The 21,998-nt window shown below is 69.8% G+C and carries 20 protein-coding genes and 1 tRNA gene; 17 read left to right on the forward strand and 4 right to left on the reverse strand.

The window, feature by feature from the left end; genetic code table 11:
• Window positions 1-168 precede the first annotated feature (168 nt).
• A complete protein-coding gene (locus DDE23_RS05440) occupies window positions 169-1,800 on the reverse strand; it encodes a tetratricopeptide repeat protein (protein ID WP_133239522.1) in 1,632 nt (543 codons plus the stop codon).
• Between the two features lie 140 nt (window positions 1,801-1,940).
• Here DDE23_RS05440 and DDE23_RS05445 point away from each other — a divergent pair, with 140 nt between their 5' ends.
• Window positions 1,941-2,132: a hypothetical protein gene (locus tag DDE23_RS05445; protein WP_107750611.1), complete on the forward strand. Its 192-nt coding sequence runs from the start codon at window positions 1,941-1,943 to the stop codon at window positions 2,130-2,132.
• 82 nt (window positions 2,133-2,214) lie between these two features.
• Window positions 2,215-2,291: transfer RNA gene (locus tag DDE23_RS05450), tRNA-Asp, on the forward strand.
• 75 nt (window positions 2,292-2,366) lie between these two features.
• Here the strand turns inward: DDE23_RS05450 and DDE23_RS05455 are convergent.
• Window positions 2,367-3,335, reverse strand: a complete 969-nt coding sequence (locus tag DDE23_RS05455) for a leucine-rich repeat domain-containing protein (protein WP_107750610.1) — start codon at window positions 3,333-3,335, stop codon at window positions 2,367-2,369.
• A 112-nt stretch (window positions 3,336-3,447) separates the two neighbouring features.
• Between DDE23_RS05455 and murD the strand changes: the two genes are divergently transcribed.
• From murD to DDE23_RS05485, 6 genes are all read left to right on the forward strand, one after another.
• Window positions 3,448-4,836: a UDP-N-acetylmuramoyl-L-alanine--D-glutamate ligase gene (gene murD, locus DDE23_RS05460; RefSeq protein ID WP_107750609.1), complete on the forward strand. Its 1,389-nt coding sequence runs from the start codon at window positions 3,448-3,450 to the stop codon at window positions 4,834-4,836.
• An 82-nt stretch (window positions 4,837-4,918) separates the two neighbouring features.
• Window positions 4,919-5,827, forward strand: a complete 909-nt coding sequence (gene rarD, locus DDE23_RS05465) for an EamA family transporter RarD (RefSeq protein ID WP_107750608.1) — start codon at window positions 4,919-4,921, stop codon at window positions 5,825-5,827.
• A gap of 86 nt (window positions 5,828-5,913) precedes the next feature.
• On the forward strand, window positions 5,914-7,080 hold the full coding sequence (locus DDE23_RS05470) for an FtsW/RodA/SpoVE family cell cycle protein (protein ID WP_107750607.1): 1,167 nt from the start codon (window positions 5,914-5,916) through the stop codon (window positions 7,078-7,080).
• Window positions 7,080-8,192 carry a UDP-N-acetylglucosamine--N-acetylmuramyl-(pentapeptide) pyrophosphoryl-undecaprenol N-acetylglucosamine transferase gene (locus DDE23_RS05475; protein ID WP_107750606.1) on the forward strand — a complete coding sequence of 371 codons (1,113 nt, stop codon included), beginning with the start codon at window positions 7,080-7,082 and terminating at the stop codon, window positions 8,190-8,192. Before DDE23_RS05470 ends, DDE23_RS05475 begins: the two co-directional genes overlap by 1 nt.
• Before the next feature lie 10 nt (window positions 8,193-8,202).
• Window positions 8,203-9,609, forward strand: coding sequence for a UDP-N-acetylmuramate--L-alanine ligase (gene murC, locus DDE23_RS05480; RefSeq protein ID WP_107750853.1), 1,407 nt, complete (start codon window positions 8,203-8,205; stop codon window positions 9,607-9,609).
• 48 nt (window positions 9,610-9,657) lie between these two features.
• The gene (locus DDE23_RS05485) at window positions 9,658-9,969 is read left to right on the forward strand and encodes a hypothetical protein (RefSeq protein ID WP_107750605.1); all 312 of its coding nucleotides are present in this window, start codon (window positions 9,658-9,660) and stop codon (window positions 9,967-9,969) included.
• Window positions 9,970-9,973: 4 nt separating this feature from the next.
• Here the strand turns inward: DDE23_RS05485 and DDE23_RS05490 are convergent, their stop codons facing one another.
• Window positions 9,974-10,285 carry a hypothetical protein gene (locus DDE23_RS05490; RefSeq protein ID WP_107750604.1) on the reverse strand — a complete coding sequence of 104 codons (312 nt, stop codon included), beginning with the start codon at window positions 10,283-10,285 and terminating at the stop codon, window positions 9,974-9,976.
• A 67-nt stretch (window positions 10,286-10,352) separates the two neighbouring features.
• The gene (locus tag DDE23_RS05495; protein WP_107750603.1) at window positions 10,353-10,682 is read right to left on the reverse strand and encodes a hypothetical protein; all 330 of its coding nucleotides are present in this window, start codon (window positions 10,680-10,682) and stop codon (window positions 10,353-10,355) included.
• Between the two features lie 111 nt (window positions 10,683-10,793).
• Here DDE23_RS05495 and murB point away from each other — a divergent pair, with 111 nt between their 5' ends.
• The 9 genes from murB (at window position 10,794) to DDE23_RS05540 (ending at window position 21,774) form a co-directional block, all read left to right on the forward strand.
• Window positions 10,794-11,741, forward strand: a complete 948-nt coding sequence (gene murB / locus DDE23_RS05500) for a UDP-N-acetylmuramate dehydrogenase (RefSeq protein ID WP_107750602.1) — start codon at window positions 10,794-10,796, stop codon at window positions 11,739-11,741.
• A gap of 92 nt (window positions 11,742-11,833) precedes the next feature.
• Entirely contained in the window at window positions 11,834-12,757 is a 924-nt protein-coding gene (locus DDE23_RS05505; RefSeq protein ID WP_420330157.1) for a D-alanine--D-alanine ligase, read from the forward strand.
• Window positions 12,745-14,055 carry a cell division protein FtsQ/DivIB gene (locus DDE23_RS05510; RefSeq protein WP_238149909.1) on the forward strand — a complete coding sequence of 437 codons (1,311 nt, stop codon included), beginning with the start codon at window positions 12,745-12,747 and terminating at the stop codon, window positions 14,053-14,055. The genes DDE23_RS05505 and DDE23_RS05510 overlap by 13 nt, the downstream gene beginning before the upstream one ends.
• Window positions 14,052-15,386, forward strand: coding sequence for a cell division protein FtsA (gene ftsA / locus DDE23_RS05515; protein WP_107750600.1), 1,335 nt, complete (start codon window positions 14,052-14,054; stop codon window positions 15,384-15,386). The genes DDE23_RS05510 and ftsA overlap by 4 nt, the downstream gene beginning before the upstream one ends.
• 292 nt (window positions 15,387-15,678) lie before the next feature.
• Entirely contained in the window at window positions 15,679-17,469 is a 1,791-nt protein-coding gene (gene ftsZ / locus DDE23_RS05520; protein ID WP_107750599.1) for a cell division protein FtsZ, read from the forward strand.
• A 231-nt stretch (window positions 17,470-17,700) separates the two neighbouring features.
• Window positions 17,701-18,648 (forward strand): UDP-3-O-acyl-N-acetylglucosamine deacetylase, encoded by a 948-nt coding sequence (gene lpxC, locus DDE23_RS05525; RefSeq protein ID WP_107750598.1) that lies wholly within the window; start codon window positions 17,701-17,703, stop codon window positions 18,646-18,648.
• Window positions 18,649-18,838: 190 nt separating this feature from the next.
• Window positions 18,839-19,699, forward strand: coding sequence for an outer membrane protein assembly factor BamD (locus DDE23_RS05530; protein ID WP_107750597.1), 861 nt, complete (start codon window positions 18,839-18,841; stop codon window positions 19,697-19,699).
• 21 nt (window positions 19,700-19,720) lie between these two features.
• Window positions 19,721-21,364, forward strand: a complete 1,644-nt coding sequence (gene recN / locus DDE23_RS05535; protein WP_107750596.1) for a DNA repair protein RecN — start codon at window positions 19,721-19,723, stop codon at window positions 21,362-21,364.
• 47 nt (window positions 21,365-21,411) lie between these two features.
• Window positions 21,412-21,774, forward strand: coding sequence for a hypothetical protein (locus DDE23_RS05540; RefSeq protein ID WP_107750595.1), 363 nt, complete (start codon window positions 21,412-21,414; stop codon window positions 21,772-21,774).
• Window positions 21,775-21,998: the final 224 nt, after the last annotated feature.

Here is a 21,998-nt window from a genome sequence, read left to right on the forward strand (position 1 = left end):
CGGTCTGCACGCCGTTGCCGGTCAGGTCCGGGGCCACGAACCGGGGCAGGGCCGCCCCGTCACGGTCAGGCAGGCGCGGGGGTTCAGGCAGGCGCAGGGGGCAGGCCAGACAGAGGCGACAGGCCGAGCGGATGCCATCGCGGGTCAGGCTCCGGCCTCCCGCTGTCCTCAGCCCTCGGGCAGGCCCGAGGCGATCAGGGCCTCGAAATAGCCCCGGTGCATGCCGGTGATGGTGGGGCCGACCGAATGGCGCAGCCGCTCGACCGTGAGGCCGGGATAGGCCTGTTTCAGCCGGGCCACGGCGGCCCTGGCCTCGTCCAGGCGTCCGAGGTGATAGAGCACCACCGCCAGGGTCCGATGCGCCCATTCCGAGCCCGGCGACAGCGCCACGCCGCGTTCGAGCTGCACCAGCGCCAGGTCGAACCGGTCCTCGCGCAGGTAGGAACTGGCGCGGCCGAAGGCGATGTTGAAGAGGAACGGGTCCAGCGGGCTCAGCGCCTCGGCCCGGTCGAAACAGCGCCGGGCCTCTTCGGTACGACCGGCGTAATTGCGGCTCCAGCCGCGGCGGAGCCAGCCCCAGGCGTTGTTCGGGTCGATGGCCAGCGCCCGGTCGATATAGGAATCGGCCAGCCGGATCTCGGTCGACACCAGCGAGACCGCCGCCCCCAGCGCCACCAGCGAGGGCGCGTGATCGCCGACCCGGGCGGCGGCGCGGCGGGTGAGGTCCAGCGCCGCGGCGCGGTCACGCTCGGGGTCGTCGGACCAGACATAGGTGGCCTGCTGCGCCAGCGCCCAGGCCTTGTAGGCCAGCGCCGGGCCATAGGCGGGATCGGCGGCCAGCGCCTGATCGAGGATCGCCAGCGCCCGGGTATTGTCGCGCCTTGTATGGGCCCAGAAATGCGGCAGGGCGCTGAGGACGCGACCATAGGCGTTGCGGTCGCCGGGCGGGATCGAGGCGATGCGGTCGATCTCGGCATGCCGGAGGCGGGGCGCGATCTGGCCCGCGACCAGCGCGGCGATGCGGTCCTGCAGGTCGAAGAGGTCGCCCAGCCGGTCGTCGAAGCGTTCCGACCACAGGGTGCGGCCATCCGGCCCGTTCACCAGCTGCACGGCGATTCGCACCCGCTCGCCAGCGCGGCGGACCGAGCCCTCGACGACGTAATCGGCGCCGAGGCGCTGCGCGGCCTCGGGCACCGGCAGCGGATGGGGCAGGGCGAAGGCCGATTGCCGGGCGATGACGTGGAAATCATGCACCCGGCTCAGGGCGCCGGTGATCTCTTCGACCACGCCATCGGCGAACATGTCGCCGCCGCCGCCCAGTTCCTCGAAGGGCAGGACGGCCAGCGAGGGCTGGGCATGTGGCGCGGCAGAGAGGGGCGCGGCGGGCAGGGGGGAGGCAGGCGGCGCCTCGGCCCGGTTGCGGCGTTCGCGCAGCCAGTCCTCGAACCCTTCGGAGGGCAGGTCGAATCCCTCAAGAAAGCTGCCCGTCGCGGCGAGAAGGGTGAAACGCCCGGGCGCGAGCCAGAGCGATTGCCGGTTGGCACCCAGCAGGTCGGCGGGCAGCGCCTTGCGCAGCACCGACAGCTCCTGGCGCAGCGAGGCGCGGGCCTGGTCCTCGCCCCGGTCGGACCACAGGAGATCGGCCATCAGCCCGCGCTCGATCCGCCCATCCGGTTGGCAGGCCAGAATCGCCAGAAGCGCCTGGGCGCGGCGCGACAGGCCGGCGATCTCGTGGCCGTCGGGGCCGCGGGCGCTGAACGGGCCGTTCAGGCGCAGGCTGAGGAGGATTGGGTCCGGCATCGCGCCCATCTTGCAAGTGCACTGTCGATTTTACGGAATTCTTGCGCAGCTTACAGAGGCAATCGGCCCTGCTTTTGCGCAAGGATTGCGGGGGGATGCGAGAAAGGGCCATCGAGACACAGAAGAAGACGGAGCCTGCCATGCAGAGCCTGACCCAGACCCGCCCGTTCCTTGCCGCCCCGGGGCGCCCCTTCGTGCTGCGCCTGCTGGACCGGATCGCCGCCGCCGACGCCGCCTACCGCCAGAAAGTGGCGCTGCGCGGGATGGGAGCCGAGCGGCTGGCCGACATGGGCCTGACCGAGGCCGATGTCGAGGCCGCGTTCCGCCGCTGAGCCGGGCTGTCACAATCGGTGAGGGGCGGTGCGTTTTCCCGCTTGACGCCCCCCGCCGCACCCCCTAGATGACCCCCTACGCGCGGTTGTAGCTCAGTTGGTTAGAGTACCGGCCTGTCACGCCGGGGGTCGCGGGTTCGAGCCCCGTCAACCGCGCCATTTGCAAAAGCCCCTGTGCAAGCAGGGGCTTTTGTCGTTCTGACGGCCGAGGCACGGGGCCAGAACCAGGCCGGATCAGGGCGGCAGCGTACGCAGATACGCCAGCGTTTCGCGCGTCGCCTGCCTCCAGTCAGCTATCCGCGACAGCCGCTCCAACTCGGGGTCGTTGCGACAGGCGGGGATGTCGCGAAAATGCAGGCCGGGCAGGCCGAGCACATCCGACGCCCAGCCGTTCAACGGCAGATCGCGAAGCGGCCGGAGGTCGTGAACCTGCGTGCGGTGGATCGACAACCCTGCCAGCGCGGGCAACCGGGCGAGCGGCCACAGATCGGACACGGGCGTGTCATTGAGGGAAAGGGTTTCGAGCCTGGACAGCGCCGCCAGAGGGCCCAGCTCGCTGATCCGGCACTTTCCTAGCGACAGGGAGCGCAGCCCGCGGATCGCCGCCAGCGGTGCAAGGTCGGTGATCGGCGTCTCCTCAAGGGTGAGGGATTGAAGGCCCGACAACGGCGCCAGTTGGCTCGGATCGGTGACCTGCGTGTTGCCCAGTCGGAGGTGCTTGAGGCCTGTCAGCGGGGCCAGGGGGGCCAGATCGACGACCCTCGATCGCCAGAGGCCGAGCGAGATCAGGCCGCGCATAGTCGCCAGAGGGCGCAAGTCATCCGCCAGTGTCCCGGCGAGATGCAGGATTTCAAGGTCTCGCAGCCCGGCGAGGGGCGAGAGATCGCGCACCGGGAGGTCATCGGCCGAAAGGATCCTGAGGGCATCGAGGCCTTCAAGCGGCGACAGATCCTGAACCTGCGTTTCGCTGATCTGGAGCTCGACCAACCCGGTCAAACCGGCGATCGGCGCCAGATCGCGGACGCGGGTCTGAGCACAGTTGAAACGCCGCAAGCCGGTCAGTTGCGCTGCTTCGGGCGGGATCTGTTCCAGCGGGTCGAAACCGAAACCGGACAGGACCAGATCGGTCGCGCCAGACTCCCGGACCCGCCTGATCTCGTCGCGTGCCTCCGCGTAGGCCCAAGTCGCGTCGTGCTCTGGCATGGTCTCACTCGCCGCTGTTCGGCAAGGGTGTGGCGCAGGCGGGACTGAGTCAAGCGGCCCTTTCCTCTGCCCGCGCCGCGTCGTAGCTTGCGGGCCAATCAGGGAGCGTTCGATGATCGCAGTCACAGCATACGAAGGTCGGCGGGTGGGCGTGCTGGGGCTCGGGCGCTCGGGTCTGGCGACTTGCGCGGCGCTGAAGGCCGGGGGCGCCGAGGTCTGCGCCTGGGACGACAGCCCCGAGGGACGCGCCAAGGCCGAGGCGGCGGGATTCGTGCCGGTGGACCTGACGAAACAGGGCGCGGTCGAGGGGTTGGCGGCGCTGATTACCTCGCCCGGGATCCCGCATCTCTATCCCGCGCCGCATCCGGTGATCGCCGCGTGCCTCACGGCAGGCGTGCCGGTCGACAACGACATTTCGCTTTTCTTCCAGTCGCTTGCCGGGATGGACGAGCCGCCGAAAGTGGTTTGCGTCACCGGCTCGAACGGCAAATCCACCACCACGGCGCTGATCGCGCATCTGCTGGCCGAGGCAGGCCGGGACGTGCGGATGGCGGGCAATATCGGCACCGGGGTTCTGTCCATCGACCTGCCGGGCGAGGCGGGCGTGGTGGTGCTGGAACTCTCCAGCTACCAGACCGACCTCGCGCGCCGTCTGGCGCCGGATGTGGCGGTCTTTACCAACCTCAGCCCCGACCATCTGGACCGCCACGGCGGGATGGGCGGCTATTTCGCGGCCAAGCGGCGGCTCTTCACCGAAGGCGCGCCGGCGCGGGCGGTGATCGGGGTGGACGAGGCCGAGGGGCGCTATCTGGCGATGCAACTGGCCGAAGGGGCCGAGGATCTGCGGGTGGTCCGCGTGTCCTCGGGCCAGAAGCTTCAAGGGCCGGGCTGGTCGGTCTTTGCCCGCAAGGGCTTTCTGGCGGAATGGCGGGGCGGGCGGCAGGTGGCCTCGATCGACCTGCGGCCGATCACTGGTCTGCCGGGCGCCCATAACCACCAGAACGCCTGCGCCGCCTATGCGGCGGTGCGCGCCCTGGGGCTGGCGCCACGGCAGATCGAGGCGGGTCTGGCCAGCTTCCAGGGCCTGCCGCATCGCAGCCAGCTGATCGGCGAGCGCAACGGCGTGCGATTCGTCAACGATTCCAAGGCCACGAACGTCGATTCGGCGGCCAAGGCCCTGCAGGCTTTTCCGAAAATCCGCTGGATCGCCGGCGGGTTGGGCAAGGAGGGGGGCATCGCCGGGCTGGTGCCGTTCCTCGGCTCGGTCAGCAAGGCCTATATGATCGGCCATTCGGCGCGCGATTTCGCCCTGCAACTGGGCACGACCCCGCATGAGATCTGCGAGACGATGGAGCGCGCCGTGGCCCGCGCCGCCGACGAGGCCGAACCGGGCGAGGTGGTGCTGCTGGCGCCCGCGGCCGCGTCCTTCGACCAATACCCGAATTTCGAGAAGCGCGGCGAGCATTTTGCTGCACTTGTGCAGGACCTGCTTGGCGCGTAAGTGGGGCGCATGAGGCGGCCGGGGAGGGGGGCGCTGCCCCCCGCGCGTGCCGCGCTCCCCCCGGGATATTTAAGGAACGAAGATGGACAAGGGGCGGGCCGACGATTCCGTCGCGTCGGACGGGGACAGCCTGCAGGGCTTCCTGCTGGCGCTGGCGGCCTACGGGATCTGGGGCGCGATGCCGCTCTATCTGCATCAGCTGCGCCATATCGGCATGGCCGAGGTGCTGGCGCATCGCGTGGTCTGGTCGGTGCCGGTGGCGCTGGCGGTGCTGGTCTGGCTGGGGCGCACGGCCGATCTGCGGCGGGCGCTGCTCACGCCGCGCCTTCTGGCGATGGGGGCGCTGACGGCGGCGCTGATCTCGGTCAACTGGGGGGTCTATGTCTATACCATCCAGTCGGGCCAGACGATCAGCGCGGCGCTCGGCTATTACATCAACCCGCTGTTCTCGATCCTTCTGGGCGCCATCGTCCTGCGCGAGCGGCTGACGCCGCTGCAATGGGCGGCGGTGGCGCTGGCGGGTGCGGCCGTGGCGGTGCTGACCTGGGAGGCGGGGCGGCTGCCGCTGTTGTCGCTGTCCCTGACGGTGAGCTGGGGGCTTTACGCGCTGGCCAAGCGCGCGCTGCCGATCGGCCCGAACCAGGGCTTCACGCTGGAGGTGCTGATCCTGTTCCCGGTGGCGGCGGGTTGCCTGCTGTGGCTGGCCGCGCGCGGTGCGCTGGCCTTGGGCAATACCGGGGCCTGGGACACGCTGCTGATGCTGGGCTGCGGGGTCATCACGGCGGTGCCGCTGATGCTTTATGCCAATGGCGCCAAGAAGCTGAAGCTGACCACCATCGCCCTGATGCAATATATCGCGCCGAGCTGCATCTTCCTCACCGCGGTCTTCATCTTCCACGAGCCCTTCGGGCGGGAGAAACTGATCGCCTTCGCCATGATCTGGGCGGCGCTCGCGCTTTATTCAGCCGATCTGTGGTGGCGGCGGCGTTAAGCCTCTGGCCAGAGTCCGGGTGATTCGCTATCCTGTCGGTCAATGACCCGGACCATACCGGGCACGCAGGCAGAGCGAGCGGCAAGATGACGGAAATGGTGCATGGCAGCATGCCCGCCCATGTGGGCGAGCCTGTGCTGTCGCGCTGGTGGCGCACGGTGGACCGCTGGACGATCTCCAGCGTTTTGTTGCTGGTCGGTGTGGGCCTTCTGCTGGCGCTGGCCTCGTCGCCGCCGCTGGCGGCGCGCAACCATCAGGCCCCGTTCCATTATTTCGAGCGGCACGCGATCTTTGCGGCGATGAGCGTGGCGATCATGCTCTTCATCTCGATGCGCAGCCCCGAGACGGTACGCCGCTGGGCGGTGCTGGGGTTCGGCGTGGGGATCCTGACGCTGATGGCGCTGCCCTTCATCGGCTCCGATTTCGGCAAGGGCGCGACGCGCTGGCTGAGCCTGGGATTCACCTCGATCCAGCCGTCGGAATTCGTCAAGCCCTGCCTTGCGGTGACCGCGGCCTGGCTCCTGGCGGCGGGGCAGGATCTGAACGGTCCGCCCGGGCGGCTTCTGTCCTTGGGCATCACGTTGTCGACAGTGGGCCTGCTGGTGATCCAGCCGGATTTCGGCCAATCGGTGCTGGTGCTCTTCGGCTGGGGGGCGATGTATTTCGTCTCGGGCGCCTCGATGGTGGTGATCCTGGCGCTGGCCGGGGCGGCGGTGACGGGCGGTTTCGTGGCCTACAACACCTCGGAGCACTTTGCCCGGCGGATCGACGCCTTCCTGTCGTCGGAACTCGATGCCCGCTCGCAGCTGGGCTACGCCACCTCGGCCATCCAGGAGGGCGGGCTGTGGGGCATGGGCGTGGGCGAGGGGCAGGTGAAATGGCAACTGCCTGATGCCCATACCGATTTCGTCATCGCCGTGGCGGCCGAGGAATACGGCTTCCTGCTGGTGGCCTTCATCATCACCCTTTACGCGGTGATCTGCCTGCGGGCGCTCACCCGGCTGACGCGCGAGCGCGATCCCTTCATCCGGCTGGCGGGGACGGGGCTGGTCGCCATGGTCTCGGCCCAGGCGATGATCAACATGGGCGTGGCCGTGCGGCTGTTGCCCGCCAAGGGCATGACGCTGCCCTTCATCAGCCAGGGCGGTTCGTCCCTGCTGGCGATGGGGGTGATGGTGGGCATGCTGCTGGCCTTGACGCGCACCCGCCCGCAGGGTGAGATCGGGGACTTGTTGCAGACGCGAGGACGCTGATGGCCCAGGTTTCGGGATCGAAGCGCCCGCTGGCAGTGATCGCGGCCGGCGGGACGGGCGGGCACATGTTTCCCGCCCAGGCGCTGGCCGAGGAATTGCTGGCGCGCGGCTGGCGGGTGGTCCTGTCCACCGACGCCCGGGGCGCGCGCTATGCCGGGGGCTTCCCGGCCGAGGTCGAGCGCCGGGTCGTGGGCTCGGCCACCTTCGCCCGGGGCGGTGTGCTGGCCAAGCTGCTGGTGCCCTTCCGGATCGTGGGCGGCGTGGCGCGGGCGGTGCTGTCGCAGCTGATCGACCGGCCCTCGGTGGTGGCGGGGTTCGGCGGCTATCCCTCGATCCCGGCCCTGACCGCGGCCTGGCTGCTGCGCCTGCCGCGGCTGATCCATGAACAGAACGGCGTTCTGGGCCGGGTGAACGAGGTCTTCGCCAAGCGCGTTTCGGTCGTCGCCTGCGGCACCTGGCCCACCGCCCTGCCGCAGGGTGTCGAGGGCGTGCATACCGGCAATCCGGTGCGCGCCACGGTGCGCGAGCGGGCGGCCTCGCCCTATATCGAGCCCGGGGATTACCCGATGTCGGTGGTGGTGATCGGCGGCTCTCAGGGCGCGCGGGTGCTGTCCGACGTGGTGCCGGCGGCGCTGGCGCTGCTGCCCGAGGGCCTGCGCCAGCATCTGCGGGTGGCGCAGCAGGCCCGCCCCGAGGATCTGGAGCGGGTGGTCGCGGCCTATGACGCCGCGGGCATCCCGGCCGAGGTCGAGAGTTTCTTCGACGACATCCCGCGCCGGTTCTCCGAGGCGCAGCTGGTCATCGCGCGCTCCGGCGCCTCGACGGTGGCGGATCTGACGGTGATCGGGCGGCCCTCGGTGCTGGTGCCCTATGCGGCGGCGATCCGCGGCGAGCAGGAGGCGAATGCCCGGGGCCTGGTCGAGGCCGAAGCCGCCGTCCTGATCCGCGAGCCTGCCTTCACGCCCGAGGCGCTGGCGGCGGCGATCCATTCCATCCTGACCCAGCCGCAGGCTGCCAGCCGCATGGCGCGGGCGGCAACGGCGCTGGGTATTCCCGATGCGGCCGGGCGTCTGGCGGATCTCGCCGAGCATCTGGCCGGTCCCCCTTCCTGAGACGATCTCCATGAATCGCACGCTGCTTCCCCGGGGCCTGGGCCCCGTCCATTTCATCGGTATCGGCGGGATCGGCATGTCCGGCATTGCCGAAATCCTGCTGGGCGAGGGGTTCGCCGTGCAGGGCTCGGACGCCAAGGGCTCGGCCATCACCGAGCGGCTGGCCCGGCTCGGCGCGGTGATCCATGTCGGCCATGAGGCGGCGCATGTGACGGGGGCCTCGGTCGTCGTGGCCTCGACCGCGATCAAGCCTTCGAACCCCGAATATGCCGAGGCGAAGCGCCTCGGCCTGCCGGTGGTGCGCCGGGCCGAGATGCTGGCCGAGCTGATGCGCCTGCGCCGCACGGTGTCGATCGCCGGGACCCATGGCAAGACCACCACCACGACGATGATGGCGGCGATGCTGGAGGCGGGCGGCTTCGATCCGGGCGTGGTCAATGGCGGCATCATCCATGCCTATGGCTCGAACGCCAAGGCGGGCGCGGGCGAGTGGATGGTGGTCGAGGCCGACGAAAGCGACGGCTCGTTCAACATCATGCCGACGCATGTGGCGGTGGTGACCAACATCGACCCCGAACACATGGACCATTGGAAGGATTTCGACACGTTGCGCGACGGCTTCCGCCGCTTCGTGCAGGGGATCCCGTTCTATGGGCTCGCGGTGCTCTGCACCGATCATCCCGAGGTCGCGGCGCTGGCCGGGCGGATCGAGAACCGGCAGATCGTGACCTTCGGCTTCAACGAGGGCGCCGATCTGCGCGCGCTGAACCTGCGGTTCGAGAAGGGCGTGGCGCATTTCGACATCGGGCTGCAGCGCGAGGGCCGGGTGATCGCGGGCGTGACCCTGCCGATGCCGGGGGACCACAATGTCTCGAACGCGCTGTCCTCGGTGGCAGTCGGTCTGCATCTGGGCATGTCGGACGACCGGATCCGCGCGGCGCTGGCGGGCTTCGCCGGGGTCGGGCGGCGTTTCACCCGGGTGGGTGAAGTGAACGGCGTCACGGTGATCGACGATTACGGCCATCACCCGGTCGAGATTGCCGCCGTCATCAAGGCGGCGCGGCAATCGCTGGGCGGTTCCGGCCGGGTGATCGCCGTGCATCAGCCGCATCGGTTCACCCGGCTTTCGTCGTTGTTTGCGGATTTCGCCGCCTGTTTCGACGGCGCCGATGTCGTGGCCATTGCCGAGGTCTATTCAGCGGGCGAAGAGCCGATCCCGGGCGTCGACCGCGACCATCTGGTGGCGGCGATCCGGGGGCGGGGGCATCCCTCGGCCCATGCGCTGACGCAGGAGGCGGATCTGGAGGCGCTGGTCCGGGCCGAGGCGAAGCCGGGCGACATGGTGGTTTGCCTCGGCGCGGGCACGATCAGCGCCTGGGCTCAGGCGCTGCCGGGGCATCTGTCGACGGCGGGTTGAAGCACCGGCCGGGTTGACGGGCGGCAGGCAGGGGGGCCAAATCCCGGCATGGAATCGGAAGTTCTCATTGTGGGTCTGGCGGCCTTCATCGTCGGGGCGGTGCCGGGGTATTTCCTCGGGCGCTATGCCGGCGGGATCGCGGCCGTGGTCTGGGTCGGGCTGCTGGCAGGCGGTGCCGCGGTGCTGGTCCTGCTGGGGCAGGGCACGCGCGGCTGGGACGGGCTGGCCTATATGGTCGGCGGCCTGTTGCTGCTGGCGCCCGCCGCCCTGGGCGGGGCGCTGGCCGGGTGGCTGGGCGTGAGCCTCAGGCGGCGCCGGCGTCAGGGATCCCCGCGCGGGGCGGAGGCGCCGCGCGGGTGAGGGTTCAGGCGCTGGCCGGTTGCTGGTCGAGCGCGGGCGGATAGGCCACCGGCCGTGAGGGATCGACGGCGCGCTGCGCGGCCTCGGGGTCATAGGCAGCGCCTTCGGGCCGGGGCAGCGGCGGCTGGGCGCGCATCCTGCGGGCGATGGCGATGCCCAGCGGCACACCGATCACCAGACCGGCAACCCCGGCCAGCGCAAAGAGACGCCAGTCGTACCAGCCAAAGGCGAGGCCCGCGATGACGAGGGCACCGGCGATGCAGGCCACGGCCAGCGTCGCCATGGTCGAGCGCAGGGGGGCGGCGGGGATCATCATGGTGTTCTCCTTCGATGAGGGACAGCTGTGAACCAACGCCCGGGGCCGGGTCGGGGTTCCGGGCCGGTTACTCGGCCGGAACCACGCGGGCGGCTTCCGGCTGACCCCTGTCGCGCCCGCGGGCCTGCCGGGCAAGGCGGAGGACAGGTTGCGCCAGCGTCGCGAGGGCGGGCAGCGGCAGGGCAGGCAGCGGCGCACCGCGGCGCAGCCAGAAGGCGGTCGCCTCGAACGGCACCAGCACCGCAAGGCCAAGCGCGAGGGCATAGCCGAAGAGCTGGGTGTCTCGGTTGCCCGCGGCGAGCATGAGGATGACATAGAGACCGGCGAGGGCACCGGCCGCCAGCGTGGGCAGCGCGGGGCGCAGGGCGGCGGTCAGGGCAGGGGGCAGCTGGCGCATGACGGGTCCTGTTGGGATCAAGATGTTGAGAGGTCAACGCCGCCAGACCCCGGCGGGTTCCCGCCTATTGTGGTGCTTGCGAGGGACGGGCGGCGCGGCTATCCCTTGGCCATGACCCAGAGCCTTGCAGACCTTTCCTACACCCCGCGCGGCGCCCTGACCCGGGACCGCGCCCTCGCCGATCTGACCTGGCTGCGCGTGGGCGGCCCGGCCGACTGGCTGTTCCAGCCCGCCGACGAGGAGGATCTCGCGGCCTTTCTGGCGGCGTTGCCGGACGGGGTGGCGGTGTTTCCCATGGGCGTGGGCTCGAACCTGATCGTCCGGGACGGGGGGCTCAGGGCCGTGGTGATCCGGCTGGGGCGGGGTTTCAACGGGATCAGCGTCGAGGGGGCGCGGGTGACCGCCGGGGCCGCGGCGCTGGACGCGCATGTCGCGCGCAAGGCGGCCGAGGCCGGGCGCGACCTGACCTTCCTGCGCACCATCCCCGGCTCGATCGGCGGGGCGGTGCGGATGAACGCGGGCTGCTACGGGCAATACGTCGCCGACCGGCTGGTCGGCGTGCGCGTCGTCACCCGGGCGGGCGAAATCCGCGAGATCCCGGCGGCCGAGCTGGGCCTCGCCTATCGCCAGAGCGCGCTGCCCGAGGGCTCGGTCATCACAAGCGCGGTATTCGAGGCGCCCGAGGGTGACCCGGCGGCCCTTCAGGCGCGGATGGACGAGCAACTGGCCAAGCGCGACGCGACGCAGCCGGTGAAGGACCGGACCGCCGGTTCCACCTTCCGCAATCCGGCCGGGTTTTCCTCTACCGGTAGGGCCGACGATGTCCACGACCTCAAGGCCTGGTCCCTGATCGACGGCGCGGGGATGCGTGGCGCCACGCGCGGCGGGGCGCAGATGTCGCCCCTGCACGCCAATTTCATGATCAACACCGGCGGAGCCACGGCCGCCGACCTGGAAGGGCTGGGCGAGGAAGTCCGAAAAAGGGTGTTGGAAAACAGCGGGATTACGCTAGAATGGGAGATCATGCGCGTCGGCGAACCGGCGGGCGGTAACGGTTAGTCGGGCATCAGACCCGAGTGTAAAAGAACCGGACGGGCGGCGTAACGGCGCCGCCGCACAAGAAGGGGCGCAAAGCCCCACGAGAGGCAGAGTTGGTGGGCATGTCGAGCAGGGCAGCCCCCACAGTAGCGGTTTTGATGGGCGGACCCTCGGCTGAACGCGAGGTGTCGCTGTCGACGGGGCGCATGTGCGCGGCCGCGCTGCGGGAGGCGGGATTCCATACTGTCGAGGTCGATGCCGGCCGCGATCTGGCCGAGCGTATGCTGGCGCTGGCGCCGGACGTGGCCTTCAACGCCTTGCACGGGCGCTGGGGCGAGGACGGCTGCGTCCAGGGTCTGCTGGAATGGCTGCGCATTCCCTATACACATTCGGGCGTCCTGGCCTCGGCTCTGGCCATGGACAAGGAACGCACCAAGAAGGCCTATGCGGCGGCCGGTCTGCCCATCGTGCCCTCGGTCCTGGCGACGCGGGACGAGGTCCGGGCGCGCCATGTCATGCCAGCCCCCTATGTGGTGAAGCCCTATAACGAGGGCTCGTCCGTCGGCGTCTGGCTGGTGGCCGAGGAGAACAACGGCCCGCCGCAACTGGATGACCGGATGCCCGAGGTGGTGATGGTCGAGGCCTATGTGCCGGGGCGCGAGATGACCTGCACGGTGATGGGCGACCGGGCGCTGACCGTCACCGATATCATCACCGAAGGCTGGTACGATTACGACGCCAAATACAAGACCGGCGGCTCGCGCCACGTGGTCCCGGCCGAGATCCCGGCCGAGATCTTCGACGCCTGCATGGACTATGCGCTGAGGGCCCATCAGGTCCTGGGCTGCCGGGGCATCAGCCGCACCGATTTTCGCTGGGACGAGGCCCGGGGCCTTGCCGGGCTGGTGCTGCTGGAGACCAATACCCAGCCCGGCATGACGCCCACCTCGCTCAGCCCCGAACAGGCGGCGCATTGCGGGATCCCGTTCCCGGAACTTTGCCGCTGGTTGGTGGAGGATGCCTCGTGTCAGCGCTGAAGAGCCGCGATCCGATGAATTCGGCCCGTACCCAGCCGCAGGGCGGGGCCTGGCTCTGGCCCGACCCGCAGGAGGTGACGGCACCCGCCGTGCGCGCCGGGCGTCCGGTGCGCTCGGGCGGCTTGCCGGCCAGCGGGCAATGGCCCAGCGATCCGCCCGCGCCCTTCTGGCCTCCCGCGCCCGACGGCGGCGAGCGCGCGCCCCGCGCGCTGCGCACGGTCGAGCCGCCCGAGCCCGCGGCCTTCGAGGAATACGACGCGCTGACCCTGCCCGAAAAGCCGATCCGCGGCACTTTCGGCTTTCAGGCGAACCCGGGTTACAGCGCGGCGCCGGCGCAGGCGCTGCATGCGCCGATGCCGGGCGCGACGGCAGCGGCTTTGGGGGCGGCGCAGGCCGGATGGGCCGACCCGGTGCCCGCGGGTCCGGCGCCGTCGCCTGCGTTTGATCCGTCGCCCAGCCGTCTGGCCTATCGCCTGAACCGGCTGTGGCTGACGCCGCTGGTGCGCAATTTCCTGCGGCTGGGCCTGCCCCTGCTGGTGGTCGCGGCCTTTGCCGGGGCCTGGGCGTCCAAGCCCGAGAACCGCGAGATGGTCACCGGCCAGATCGCCCAGACCGTCGAATGGGTGCAGAACCAGCCGATGTTCCGCGTCACCGGCATCGAGGTCGAGGCCCGCTCGCCCGAGGTGGCGCTAGGGGTCGAACAGCTTCTGGGGCTCAGCTTCCCGCTGTCGTCGTGGGATCTGGACCTGACCGACTTGCGCGCCCGGGCTGAATCGCTCGACGCGGTCGAGCGCGCCTGGCTGCAGATCCGCTCGGGCGGGGTGCTGGAGGTGCGCATCGCCGAGCGCGTCCCGGCGATGATCTGGCGCAATGGCGAAGTGCTGGATCTGGTCGATGACGAGGGCCATCGCGTCGCCCGTCTGGCCACCCGCGCCGCGCGCGCCGATCTGCCGCTGATCGCCGGGGCCGGTGCGCCCGAGGCGATCGCCGAGGCGCAGGCGCTCTGGACCGCCGCCGCGCCGATCCAGGGGCGGATCCGCGGCCTGGTGCGCGTGGGCGAACGCCGCTGGGACGTGGTTCTGGACCGCAACCAGCGGATCCTTCTGCCCGAGACCGGCGCGCTCGAGGCGCTGGAGCGCGTCGTCGCCATGTCCGAGGGCGCGCAGCAATTGCTGTCACGCGACGTGACCATTGTCGACATGCGCCAGCCGGTGCGCCCGACCCTGCGCCTGACCGCCGAGGCGATGACCGAACTGACCCGCAACCGAACCGAAACCAGAGGAGCCCCCCGCCGATGACCGACCTCTACGAATCGCAGCGCGCGATGCGCAACCTTCGCCGTCAGGCGATGCAGCGGGGGGTGATCGCGGTGATGGACATCGGCACCCATAAAGTCGCCTGCCTGATCCTGAAATTCGGCGCCTCGGACGGCCCGCAGGAGGGGTTCGGCGTCGGCAACATGGCGGGGCAGGCGGCCTTCCGGGTGATCGGCGCTGGCACCACCTGTTCGCGCGGCATCCGCTTTGGTGAGATCGCGGCCATGCGCGAGACCGAGCGGGCGGTGCGCACGGCGTTGCAGAACGCGCAGAAGATGGCGCAGACCCGGGTCGACCACGCGATCCTGACCTTCTCGGGCGGCGATATCCGCAGTTACGGGCTTGAGGGCAATGTCGAGATCGAGGCCGATCGCGTCAGCGAAAACGATATCGCCCGGGTGCTGGATGCCTGCGACACGCCCGATATCGGCCATGGCCGCGAGGTGCTGCACGCGCAGCCGGTGAATTTCGTGCTGGACCACCGCTCGGGCCTGTCGGATCCGCGCGGGCAGGCGGGGCGCAACCTTGGCTGCGACATGCATCTGCTCAGCGTCGGCACCGATGTGGTGCAGAACCTGGTCCATTGCCTCAAGCGCTGCGACGTCGAGGTCGCGGGGCTGGCGGCGGCGCCCTATGTCTCGGGGCGGGCGGCGCTGGTCGAGGACGAGCAGGAGCTGGGGGCTGCGGCGATCGACATGGGCGGCGGCACGACCTCGCTGTCGATCTTCATCAAGGGCCACATGATCTATGCCGATACGGTCAAGCTGGGCGGCGACCACATCACCGGCGATATCGCCAAGGTGCTGACCATCCCCTATTCGACGGCCGAGCGGATCAAGACCCTGCATGGCGGTCTCTTCGCCACCGGGCAGGACGACCGGCAGCGAATCGAGATCGGCGGCAATTCGGGCGATTGGGACAAGGACCGGCGGACCATCACCCGCACCGAACTCATCGGCATCATGCGGCCCCGGATGGGCGAGATCCTGGAAGAGCTGCGCGCGCGGCTGGATATCGCCGGCTTCGACCATCTGCCCAGCCAGCAGGTGGTGCTGACCGGCGGCGGCAGCCAGGTGCCGGGGCTGCTGGAGATGGCGGCGCGGGTCCTTGGAACGCAGGTGCGGCTGGGCCGTCCGATCCGCGTGCCGGGTCTGCCGCAGGCGGCGACGGCACCGGGCTATTCGGCGATTGTGGGCCTGTGCCAATACGCCGCCCATCCGCAGGACGAATGGTGGGATTTCGACATTCCCGCCCAGATGTTCGCCGCCCGGCCGCTCAAGCGCGCCATGAAGTGGTTCCGCGACAATTGGTGAGCGCTACCACCCGTCTGATGTCTGACATTTGACGGCCCCCTCGTCTCAACAACACCCTGAAAACCCCTGATGCGGCGTGAAAAAACGCTGTTCAGGGGTTTCTCGCCTGAACCCCCGGGAGGCAAATTTCCGCGGGAATCTAAGCCATTGCGCTGTTTTGGTTCGTTTTTTTGATGACGCCGATTCAGGGTCGCGCTAAGATCGTTTCAAATCTGGCAAATCACCGAAATGACCAGATCACGAACGAGCAACTGAGACCGGGAATACCCGGCTCCCAATAAGGCGGACAGGCATGACTCTGACTTTTCTCGCAACCGAGACCAAGGACTTGACTCCGCGCATCACCGTTTTCGGTGTGGGCGGCGCGGGCGGCAATGCCGTCAACAACATGATCGACCAGAACCTTGAAGGGGTCGATTTCGTCGTCGCGAACACCGATGCGCAGGCGCTGCAGCAGTCCAAGGCCCCGACCCGCATCCAGCTGGGCGTGCAGGCGACCGAAGGTCTGGGGGCGGGCGCCCGTCCCGAGGTCGGCGCCAATGCCGCGGCCGAGACGCTGGAAGAGATCATGGATCATCTGTCCGGCGCGCATATGTGCTTCATCACCGCCGGCATGGGCGGCGGCACCGGCACCGGTGCGGCCCCGATCATCGCCCAGGCGGCGCGTGAGATGGGGATCCTGACCGTCGGCGTGGTGACCAAGCCCTTCGCCTTCGAAGGCGGCAAGCGGATGCGTCAGGCCGAGTCCGGCGTCGAGGAGCTGCAGAAGGTCGTCGACACCCTCATCATCATCCCCAACCAGAACCTGTTCCGTCTGGCCAACGAGCGCACCACCTTCACCGAGGCCTTCGCGCTGGCCGATGACGTGCTCTATCAGGGCGTCAAGGGCGTGACCGACCTGATGGTCCGTCCGGGCATGATCAACCTCGACTTCGCCGACGTCCGCGCGGTGATGGACGAGATGGGCAAGGCCATGATGGGCACCGGCGAGGCGACCGGCGAGGACCGCGCCCGTCAGGCGGCCGAGAAGGCGATCGCCAACCCGCTTCTGGACGAGATCAGCCTCAACGGCGCCAAGGGCGTGCTGATCAACATCACCGGCGGCAATGACCTCACGCTGTTCGAACTGGACGAAGCGGCCAATCTGATCCGCAACAAGGTCGATCCTGAGGCGAATATCATCGTCGGCTCGACGCTGGACCCGGAGATGGAAGGCGCGATCCGCGTCTCGGTCGTCGCCACCGGCATCGAGGCCCAGCCGGTCACCGCCGAGGTGCCGCGCCGCCGCATGGCCGAGCCGCTGGTCACCGAGACCCCGGTCGTGGTCGAAGAGCCCGCGCCGGCCCCGGTCGCCGAAGAGCCGCGCTTCGAGGCCCCGGCCTATGAAGAGCCCGCCTACGAGGATGCCGCCTACAACCCGCCGATGTTCGAGTCGCGCGCGGTGGAGCGTCACGCCGAACGTCAGGTCGAGCGTCACATGGAGCGTCACCCGGAGCCCCGCTACGAGGCCCCGACCCATGCCGCCTATCACGAGGCCCCCGCGGCCGAGCCGGTGCAGGAGGACTTCTTCCTGGAGGACGTGCTGCGCAACGAGGCCCCGGTCGCCCCGCAGCCGCAGGTCCGCCGTCCGGCCATGGCCGAGCCCGTCCGTGCCCCGCAGCCGCAGCAATACCAGCCGCAACCGCAGCAGTATCAGCCGCAGCAGCACCAGCCCGAGGCGGCCTTCACCGCCCCGCGTCCGGGCCGCAACCCGGGTCAGCCCAGCCCCGAGACCCTGGCCCGCCTGCGCGCCGCGGTCGAGAAGCAGCCCGAGGCGCCCGCGCGCCGTCCGGTCGCGCAGCACCAGCCGCAGCAGCAGGCCCCGGCCCCCGCGCCGCAGCCGGAAGCGCGCCGCGGTCTGGGCATCGGCAGCCTGATCCACCGCATGGCGGGCCATGCCGCGCCCGCCGCCACCGCCGCGGCCGAGCAGCCCGCCCGTCACGCCCGCCCGCAGCCGCAGGTCCAGGCTTACGAGGACGAGCACCAGCACCGCGCCGCCGACCAGTTCGAAATCCCGGCTTTCCTGCGTCGTCAGGCGAACTGAGCTGAAAAGCGCGATCAAATCCTGCCCCGCGGGGCCTGTGGAGAACCGGCGAGAGCCGGTTCTTTTCATTTTGAATTCAGGGCGTTACGGAAGGCCTGCCTGACGTGCGCGGAAACTCGCGCATGCGTGAGGGCAGTGTTACATCGTGTTACAAAGCGTGACTTGAGCATTAACGCACGGATTCATAAAGAAACTGTGAGCCGAGCAGAAATTCAGGCCGAGGACCAACTCGTGCAGACAACCTTGAAATCTTCCGTGCGTTTCGACGGCACCGCGCTCCATTCGGGGCGGGCCGTGGTCATGCATGTCCGCCCCGCGCCTGCGGGGCACGGGGTGGTGTTCGAACGTCTCGACCTCGACCTGCCTGTGGCGCAGCGCCGCATCGCCGTCACGCCCTCGGCGCTGATCGAGGCCAACCTCTGCACCAAGATCGGCAACGATCATGACGTTTCCGTGGCGACCATCGAACATCTGATGGCGGCGCTGGCCGGGTGTGGCATCCATAACGCGCGGGTGACGCTGGACGGGCCGGAAGTGCCGATCCTCGACGGCTCGGCCCGGCCCTTCGTCGCGGCCTTCGTCGCGGCGGGCACCCGGGTGCAGGCGGCCTCGCTGACGGCGATCCGCGTGCTGAAGCCGATCGAGGTCCGCATGGGCGAGGCCTGGGCCCGGCTGGAACCGGCCGAGGCGCTGTCCATCGCGTTCGAGATCGACTTCCCCGATGCCGCCATCGGCCACCAGACCTGCGAGCTGGAACTGGCCAACGGCACCTTCGTGCGCGAACTCTCGGATTGCCGCACCTTCTGCCGTCAGGCGGATGTGGATTTCATGCGTGCCAATGGCCTGGCGCTGGGGGGCACCTACGAGAATGCGGTGGTGGTGCAGGGGGCCGATATCCTCAGCCCCGGCGGCCTGCGCCGGATCGACGAGCCGGTGCGCCACAAGATGCTCGATGCGATGGGTGACCTTGCCGTGGCCGGGGCGCCGATCCTCGGCCGCTATATCGGCCACCGTGCGGGCCACACCCTGACCGGCCGTCTGGTGCGGGCGCTTCTGGATGACGCCACCGCCTGGGAGCATGTCACGGTCGAGGGCGATCAGGCGCACCGGATGCCCGGCGCCGGGGTCTGCGCCGCGGATCTGCTGGCCACCGGCGCCACCACCGCCTCGGCCGCCTGAGGCGCCGCCGTGAGCGGCTTTCGGCGTCTTGGCCAGTCCGCTGAACACGGGGATGTTTTTCTGCTGAATGGCGTTTTGCGTGCGCCCGGCAAACGTGCTAGGACACGCCGGGACGCGCCCCCGGCGAGCCCGGGATTCGCCCGGGATGTCGGCTGCGGCGCCCTTCGGTAAGACAAGAATGAGGATCGGCATGGTCGGCACCCTTGGCAAATCGGCCCGGCGCAGGCTGTCGACGCTGGCGCTGAGCAGCGTTCTGGTGCTGGCACTGGCCGCCTGCGGGAACCAGGTCGGCACCGACGAGCCGCTGGACGGCTATTCGGCCGAGGAAATCTTCACGCGCGGCGAATACGTGCTGGAGAACAACCGCCGGATCGAACCGGCGATGCGCTATTTCCGCGAGGTCGAGCGGCTTTATCCCTATACCGACTGGGCCCGGCGCTCGTTGGTGATGCAGGCCTATGCCCTGCATCGCGACGGCCAGTATGACGAGGCCCGCGCCACGGCGCAGCGCTTCCTCGACCAGTATCCGGGCGATCCGGACGCCGCCTGGGCCGCCTATATCGTGGCGCTGACCTATTACGATCAGATCGAGGACGTGGGCCGCGACCAGGGCCTGACCTTCCAGGCGCTGAACCATCTGCGCTACGTGATCGAGCAATACCCGAACACCGAATACGCCCGCTCGGCGGTGCTGAAATTCGATCTGGCCTTCGACCGTCTGGCGGCAAAGGAGATGGAGATCGGCCGCTTCTACCTGTCGCGCGGCAATTATCAGGCGGGGATCAACCGTTTCCGCGCCGTGGTCGAGCAATACCAGACCACCACCCAGACGCCCGAGGCGCTGCACCGGCTGGTGGAAAGCTATCTGGCGCTGGGGCTGCGCGACGAGGCGCAGACCGCGGGCGCGATCCTGGGCCACAACTTCCGCTCCTCGCCCTTCTACGAGGACAGCTTCCGTCTGCTGACCGCGGCAGGGCTGAGCGATCAGGCGCAGGGCACCAGCTGGCTCAACGACATCTATCGCCGGACCATTCGCGGCGAGTGGCTCTGACGCCGGGGGGCGCGCGCGGGAATGCTACGGGCGCTCTCGATTCGGGACATGCTGCTGATCGAGCGGCTTGAGCTGGATTTCCATCCCGGCCTCAATGTGCTGACCGGCGAGACCGGGGCGGGCAAATCCATTCTGCTGGACAGTCTGGGTTTCGTGCTGGGCTGGCGCGGCCGCGCCGATCTGGTGCGGCAGGGCGCCCAGCAGGGCGAGGTGGAGGCGGTGTTCGATCTGCCCGAGGGGCACCCGGGCCGCGCCGTGCTGGACGAGGCCGGGATCCCGCTGGAAGACGAGCTGGTCCTGCGCCGTGTCAACACTGCCGAGGGGCGCAAGACCGCCTGGATCAACGACCGCCGCGCCTCGGGCGAGGTGCTCAGGGCGCTGTCGGATACCCTCGTGGAACTGCATGGCCAGCATGACGACCGCGGGCTCCTGAACCCGCGCGGGCACCGGCAATTGCTCGATGCCTATGCCGGGGCCGACACCGGCGCCGTGCGCGCCGCATGGCGGGCGCTGGCCGAGGCGCGCAAGGCGCGTGAGGCCGCCGCGGCCCGGCTGGCGGGTCTCAGGGCCGAAGAGGAATACCTGCGCCATGCGGTCAAGGAGCTGGATCAACTGGACCCGCAGCCCGGCGAGGAGGCCGAGCTCGACACCCGCCGCCGCCTGATGCAGGCCGCGACCCGGCTGGTGGGCGATGTGGCCCGCGCCCGGCAGGCTTTGGGCGAGGACGGGGCCGAGCGTCTGGCGCTGGACGCGCTGCGCTGGCTGGAGGATGCGGCCGAAGGCGTCGAGGGTCGGCTCGACGCGGCGATCGAGGCTCTGGGCCGGGCGCTGTCGGAACTGGGCGAGGCCACGGGCGAGATCGAGGCCTGCCTCGACCAGATGCAGGCCGATCCGGCAGAGCTGGAGCGGGTCGAGGAGCGGCTTTTCGCGCTGAGGGGCCTGGCGCGCAAACATTCGGTGCTGCCCGATGATCTGGGCACCCATGCCGCCGGGCTGCGCGAACGGCTGGAGGCGCTGGATTCCGGCGACAAGGGCATGGCGGCGCTGGCCCAGGCCGAGGCCGCGGCGCAGACGGGCTTCACCGCGGCCTGCGCGGCGCTGACGGCGGAACGCAAGGCGGCGGCGGCCTCGCTCGATCAGGCGATGGCGGCGGAACTGGCGCCCCTGAAGATGGAGCGCGCGGTCTTCCAGACGGTGATCGAGCCGACCGAACCCGGGCCGGAAGGGGCGGATGCGGTGACCTTCGAAGTGGCGACCAACCCCGGCGCACCGGCCGGGGCGCTGAACAAGATCGCCTCGGGCGGGGAACTGTCGCGCTTTCTGCTGGCGCTGAAGGTCTGTCTCAGCCGCGGGCAATCGGGCGTGACGATGATCTTCGACGAGATCGACCGCGGGGTCGGCGGGGCGACGGCCGATGCGGTGGGCCGCCGGCTGCGGGCGCTGGCCGAGGGCGCGCAGGTGCTGGTCGTCACCCATTCGCCGCAGGTGGCGGCGCTCGGCGCGCATCACTGGCGGGTCGAGAAGCGGGTGGAGGCCGGGGCCACTCTCAGCCATGTGACGCCGCTTTCCGCCGGGGAACGCGTGGACGAGATTGCCCGCATGTTGTCGGGTGATACCATTACCGAGGCGGCGCGCGGCGCGGCCCGCGCCCTGATCGGCGCGTGACGGACAACCGGGGCGGGGCCAACCCGTCCCCCAGACGGAGGCCGGGCATGACACGGGCAATCTGGATCACGGCGGCACTGGCCGCGGCAACGGCACTCGCGGGCTGCGGGGATATCCCGGACATGCGCTTCGGGCAGGGCGGGGGGCGTCCGGCCTATGGCGGGGGCTATGGCGGCACCCCGGTAGTGCCGTCGGAGCCGGTGGTGGCCGGGCCCTCGGCCAGCCAGGCCGAAGGCGCCTGCATGAGCGCGGGCCGCGAGGCCGGGTTCGACGTGCAGGGCGTGGTCGGCACCCGCGAACAGGGCACGTCGCGCGATGTGATGCTGCGGGTTCAGCGCGGCGGCCAGACGGTCGAGGTACGTTGCAGCTACGCTTACGATTCGGGCCAGGCCCGGATCATGACGCTTTAGGCGCAAGGCGGCGGGAGGCACGCTCCCGCCCGCCCACCCCGCGCGCCTCCCGCCGCGGAGAGGCCAGCGCCCGGGGCCGGGACCCTTTGCAGGCGCGAGGTTGAGGGATGATGTCGACTTTCGGTCGTGGCGCTGCGCGCTGATCGTCCGACTGATGTCGTTGGCAGAGGCCCGGACATTCCCAAACAGAGTACAGGGACGATAGGGAAGGGCGATGGGCCGCT

It is taken from the genome of Pararhodobacter aggregans (assembly GCF_003075525.1).
GTDB classification, from domain to species: domain Bacteria; phylum Pseudomonadota; class Alphaproteobacteria; order Rhodobacterales; family Rhodobacteraceae; genus Pararhodobacter; species Pararhodobacter aggregans.

Excerpts from the sequence above, each read along its gene's own strand:
- murD (WP_107750609.1), top strand. The coding sequence starts at position 3,448 with ATGATCGCAGTCACAGCATACGAAGGTCGGCGGGTGGGCGTGCTGGGG.
- recN (WP_107750596.1), top strand. The coding sequence starts at position 19,721 with ATGCTACGGGCGCTCTCGATTCGGGACATGCTGCTGATCGAGCGGCTT.
- DDE23_RS05440 (WP_133239522.1), bottom strand. The coding sequence starts at position 1,800 with ATGCCGGACCCAATCCTCCTCAGCCTGCGCCTGAACGGCCCGTTCAGC.
- DDE23_RS05470 (WP_107750607.1), top strand. The coding sequence starts at position 5,914 with ATGACGGAAATGGTGCATGGCAGCATGCCCGCCCATGTGGGCGAGCCT.
- rarD (WP_107750608.1), top strand. The coding sequence starts at position 4,919 with ATGGACAAGGGGCGGGCCGACGATTCCGTCGCGTCGGACGGGGACAGC.
- DDE23_RS05490 (WP_107750604.1), bottom strand. The coding sequence starts at position 10,285 with ATGATGATCCCCGCCGCCCCCCTGCGCTCGACCATGGCGACGCTGGCC.
- DDE23_RS05455 (WP_107750610.1), bottom strand. The coding sequence starts at position 3,335 with ATGCCAGAGCACGACGCGACTTGGGCCTACGCGGAGGCACGCGACGAG.
- murB (WP_107750602.1), top strand. The coding sequence starts at position 10,794 with ATGACCCAGAGCCTTGCAGACCTTTCCTACACCCCGCGCGGCGCCCTG.
- DDE23_RS05445 (WP_107750611.1), top strand. The coding sequence starts at position 1,941 with ATGCAGAGCCTGACCCAGACCCGCCCGTTCCTTGCCGCCCCGGGGCGC.
- DDE23_RS05485 (WP_107750605.1), top strand. The coding sequence starts at position 9,658 with ATGGAATCGGAAGTTCTCATTGTGGGTCTGGCGGCCTTCATCGTCGGG.
- murC (WP_107750853.1), top strand. The coding sequence starts at position 8,203 with ATGAATCGCACGCTGCTTCCCCGGGGCCTGGGCCCCGTCCATTTCATC.
- ftsZ (WP_107750599.1), top strand. The coding sequence starts at position 15,679 with ATGACTCTGACTTTTCTCGCAACCGAGACCAAGGACTTGACTCCGCGC.
- DDE23_RS05540 (WP_107750595.1), top strand. The coding sequence starts at position 21,412 with ATGACACGGGCAATCTGGATCACGGCGGCACTGGCCGCGGCAACGGCA.
- DDE23_RS05530 (WP_107750597.1), top strand. The coding sequence starts at position 18,839 with ATGGTCGGCACCCTTGGCAAATCGGCCCGGCGCAGGCTGTCGACGCTG.
- DDE23_RS05495 (WP_107750603.1), bottom strand. The coding sequence starts at position 10,682 with ATGCGCCAGCTGCCCCCTGCCCTGACCGCCGCCCTGCGCCCCGCGCTG.
- DDE23_RS05475 (WP_107750606.1), top strand. The coding sequence starts at position 7,080 with ATGGCCCAGGTTTCGGGATCGAAGCGCCCGCTGGCAGTGATCGCGGCC.
- ftsA (WP_107750600.1), top strand. The coding sequence starts at position 14,052 with ATGACCGACCTCTACGAATCGCAGCGCGCGATGCGCAACCTTCGCCGT.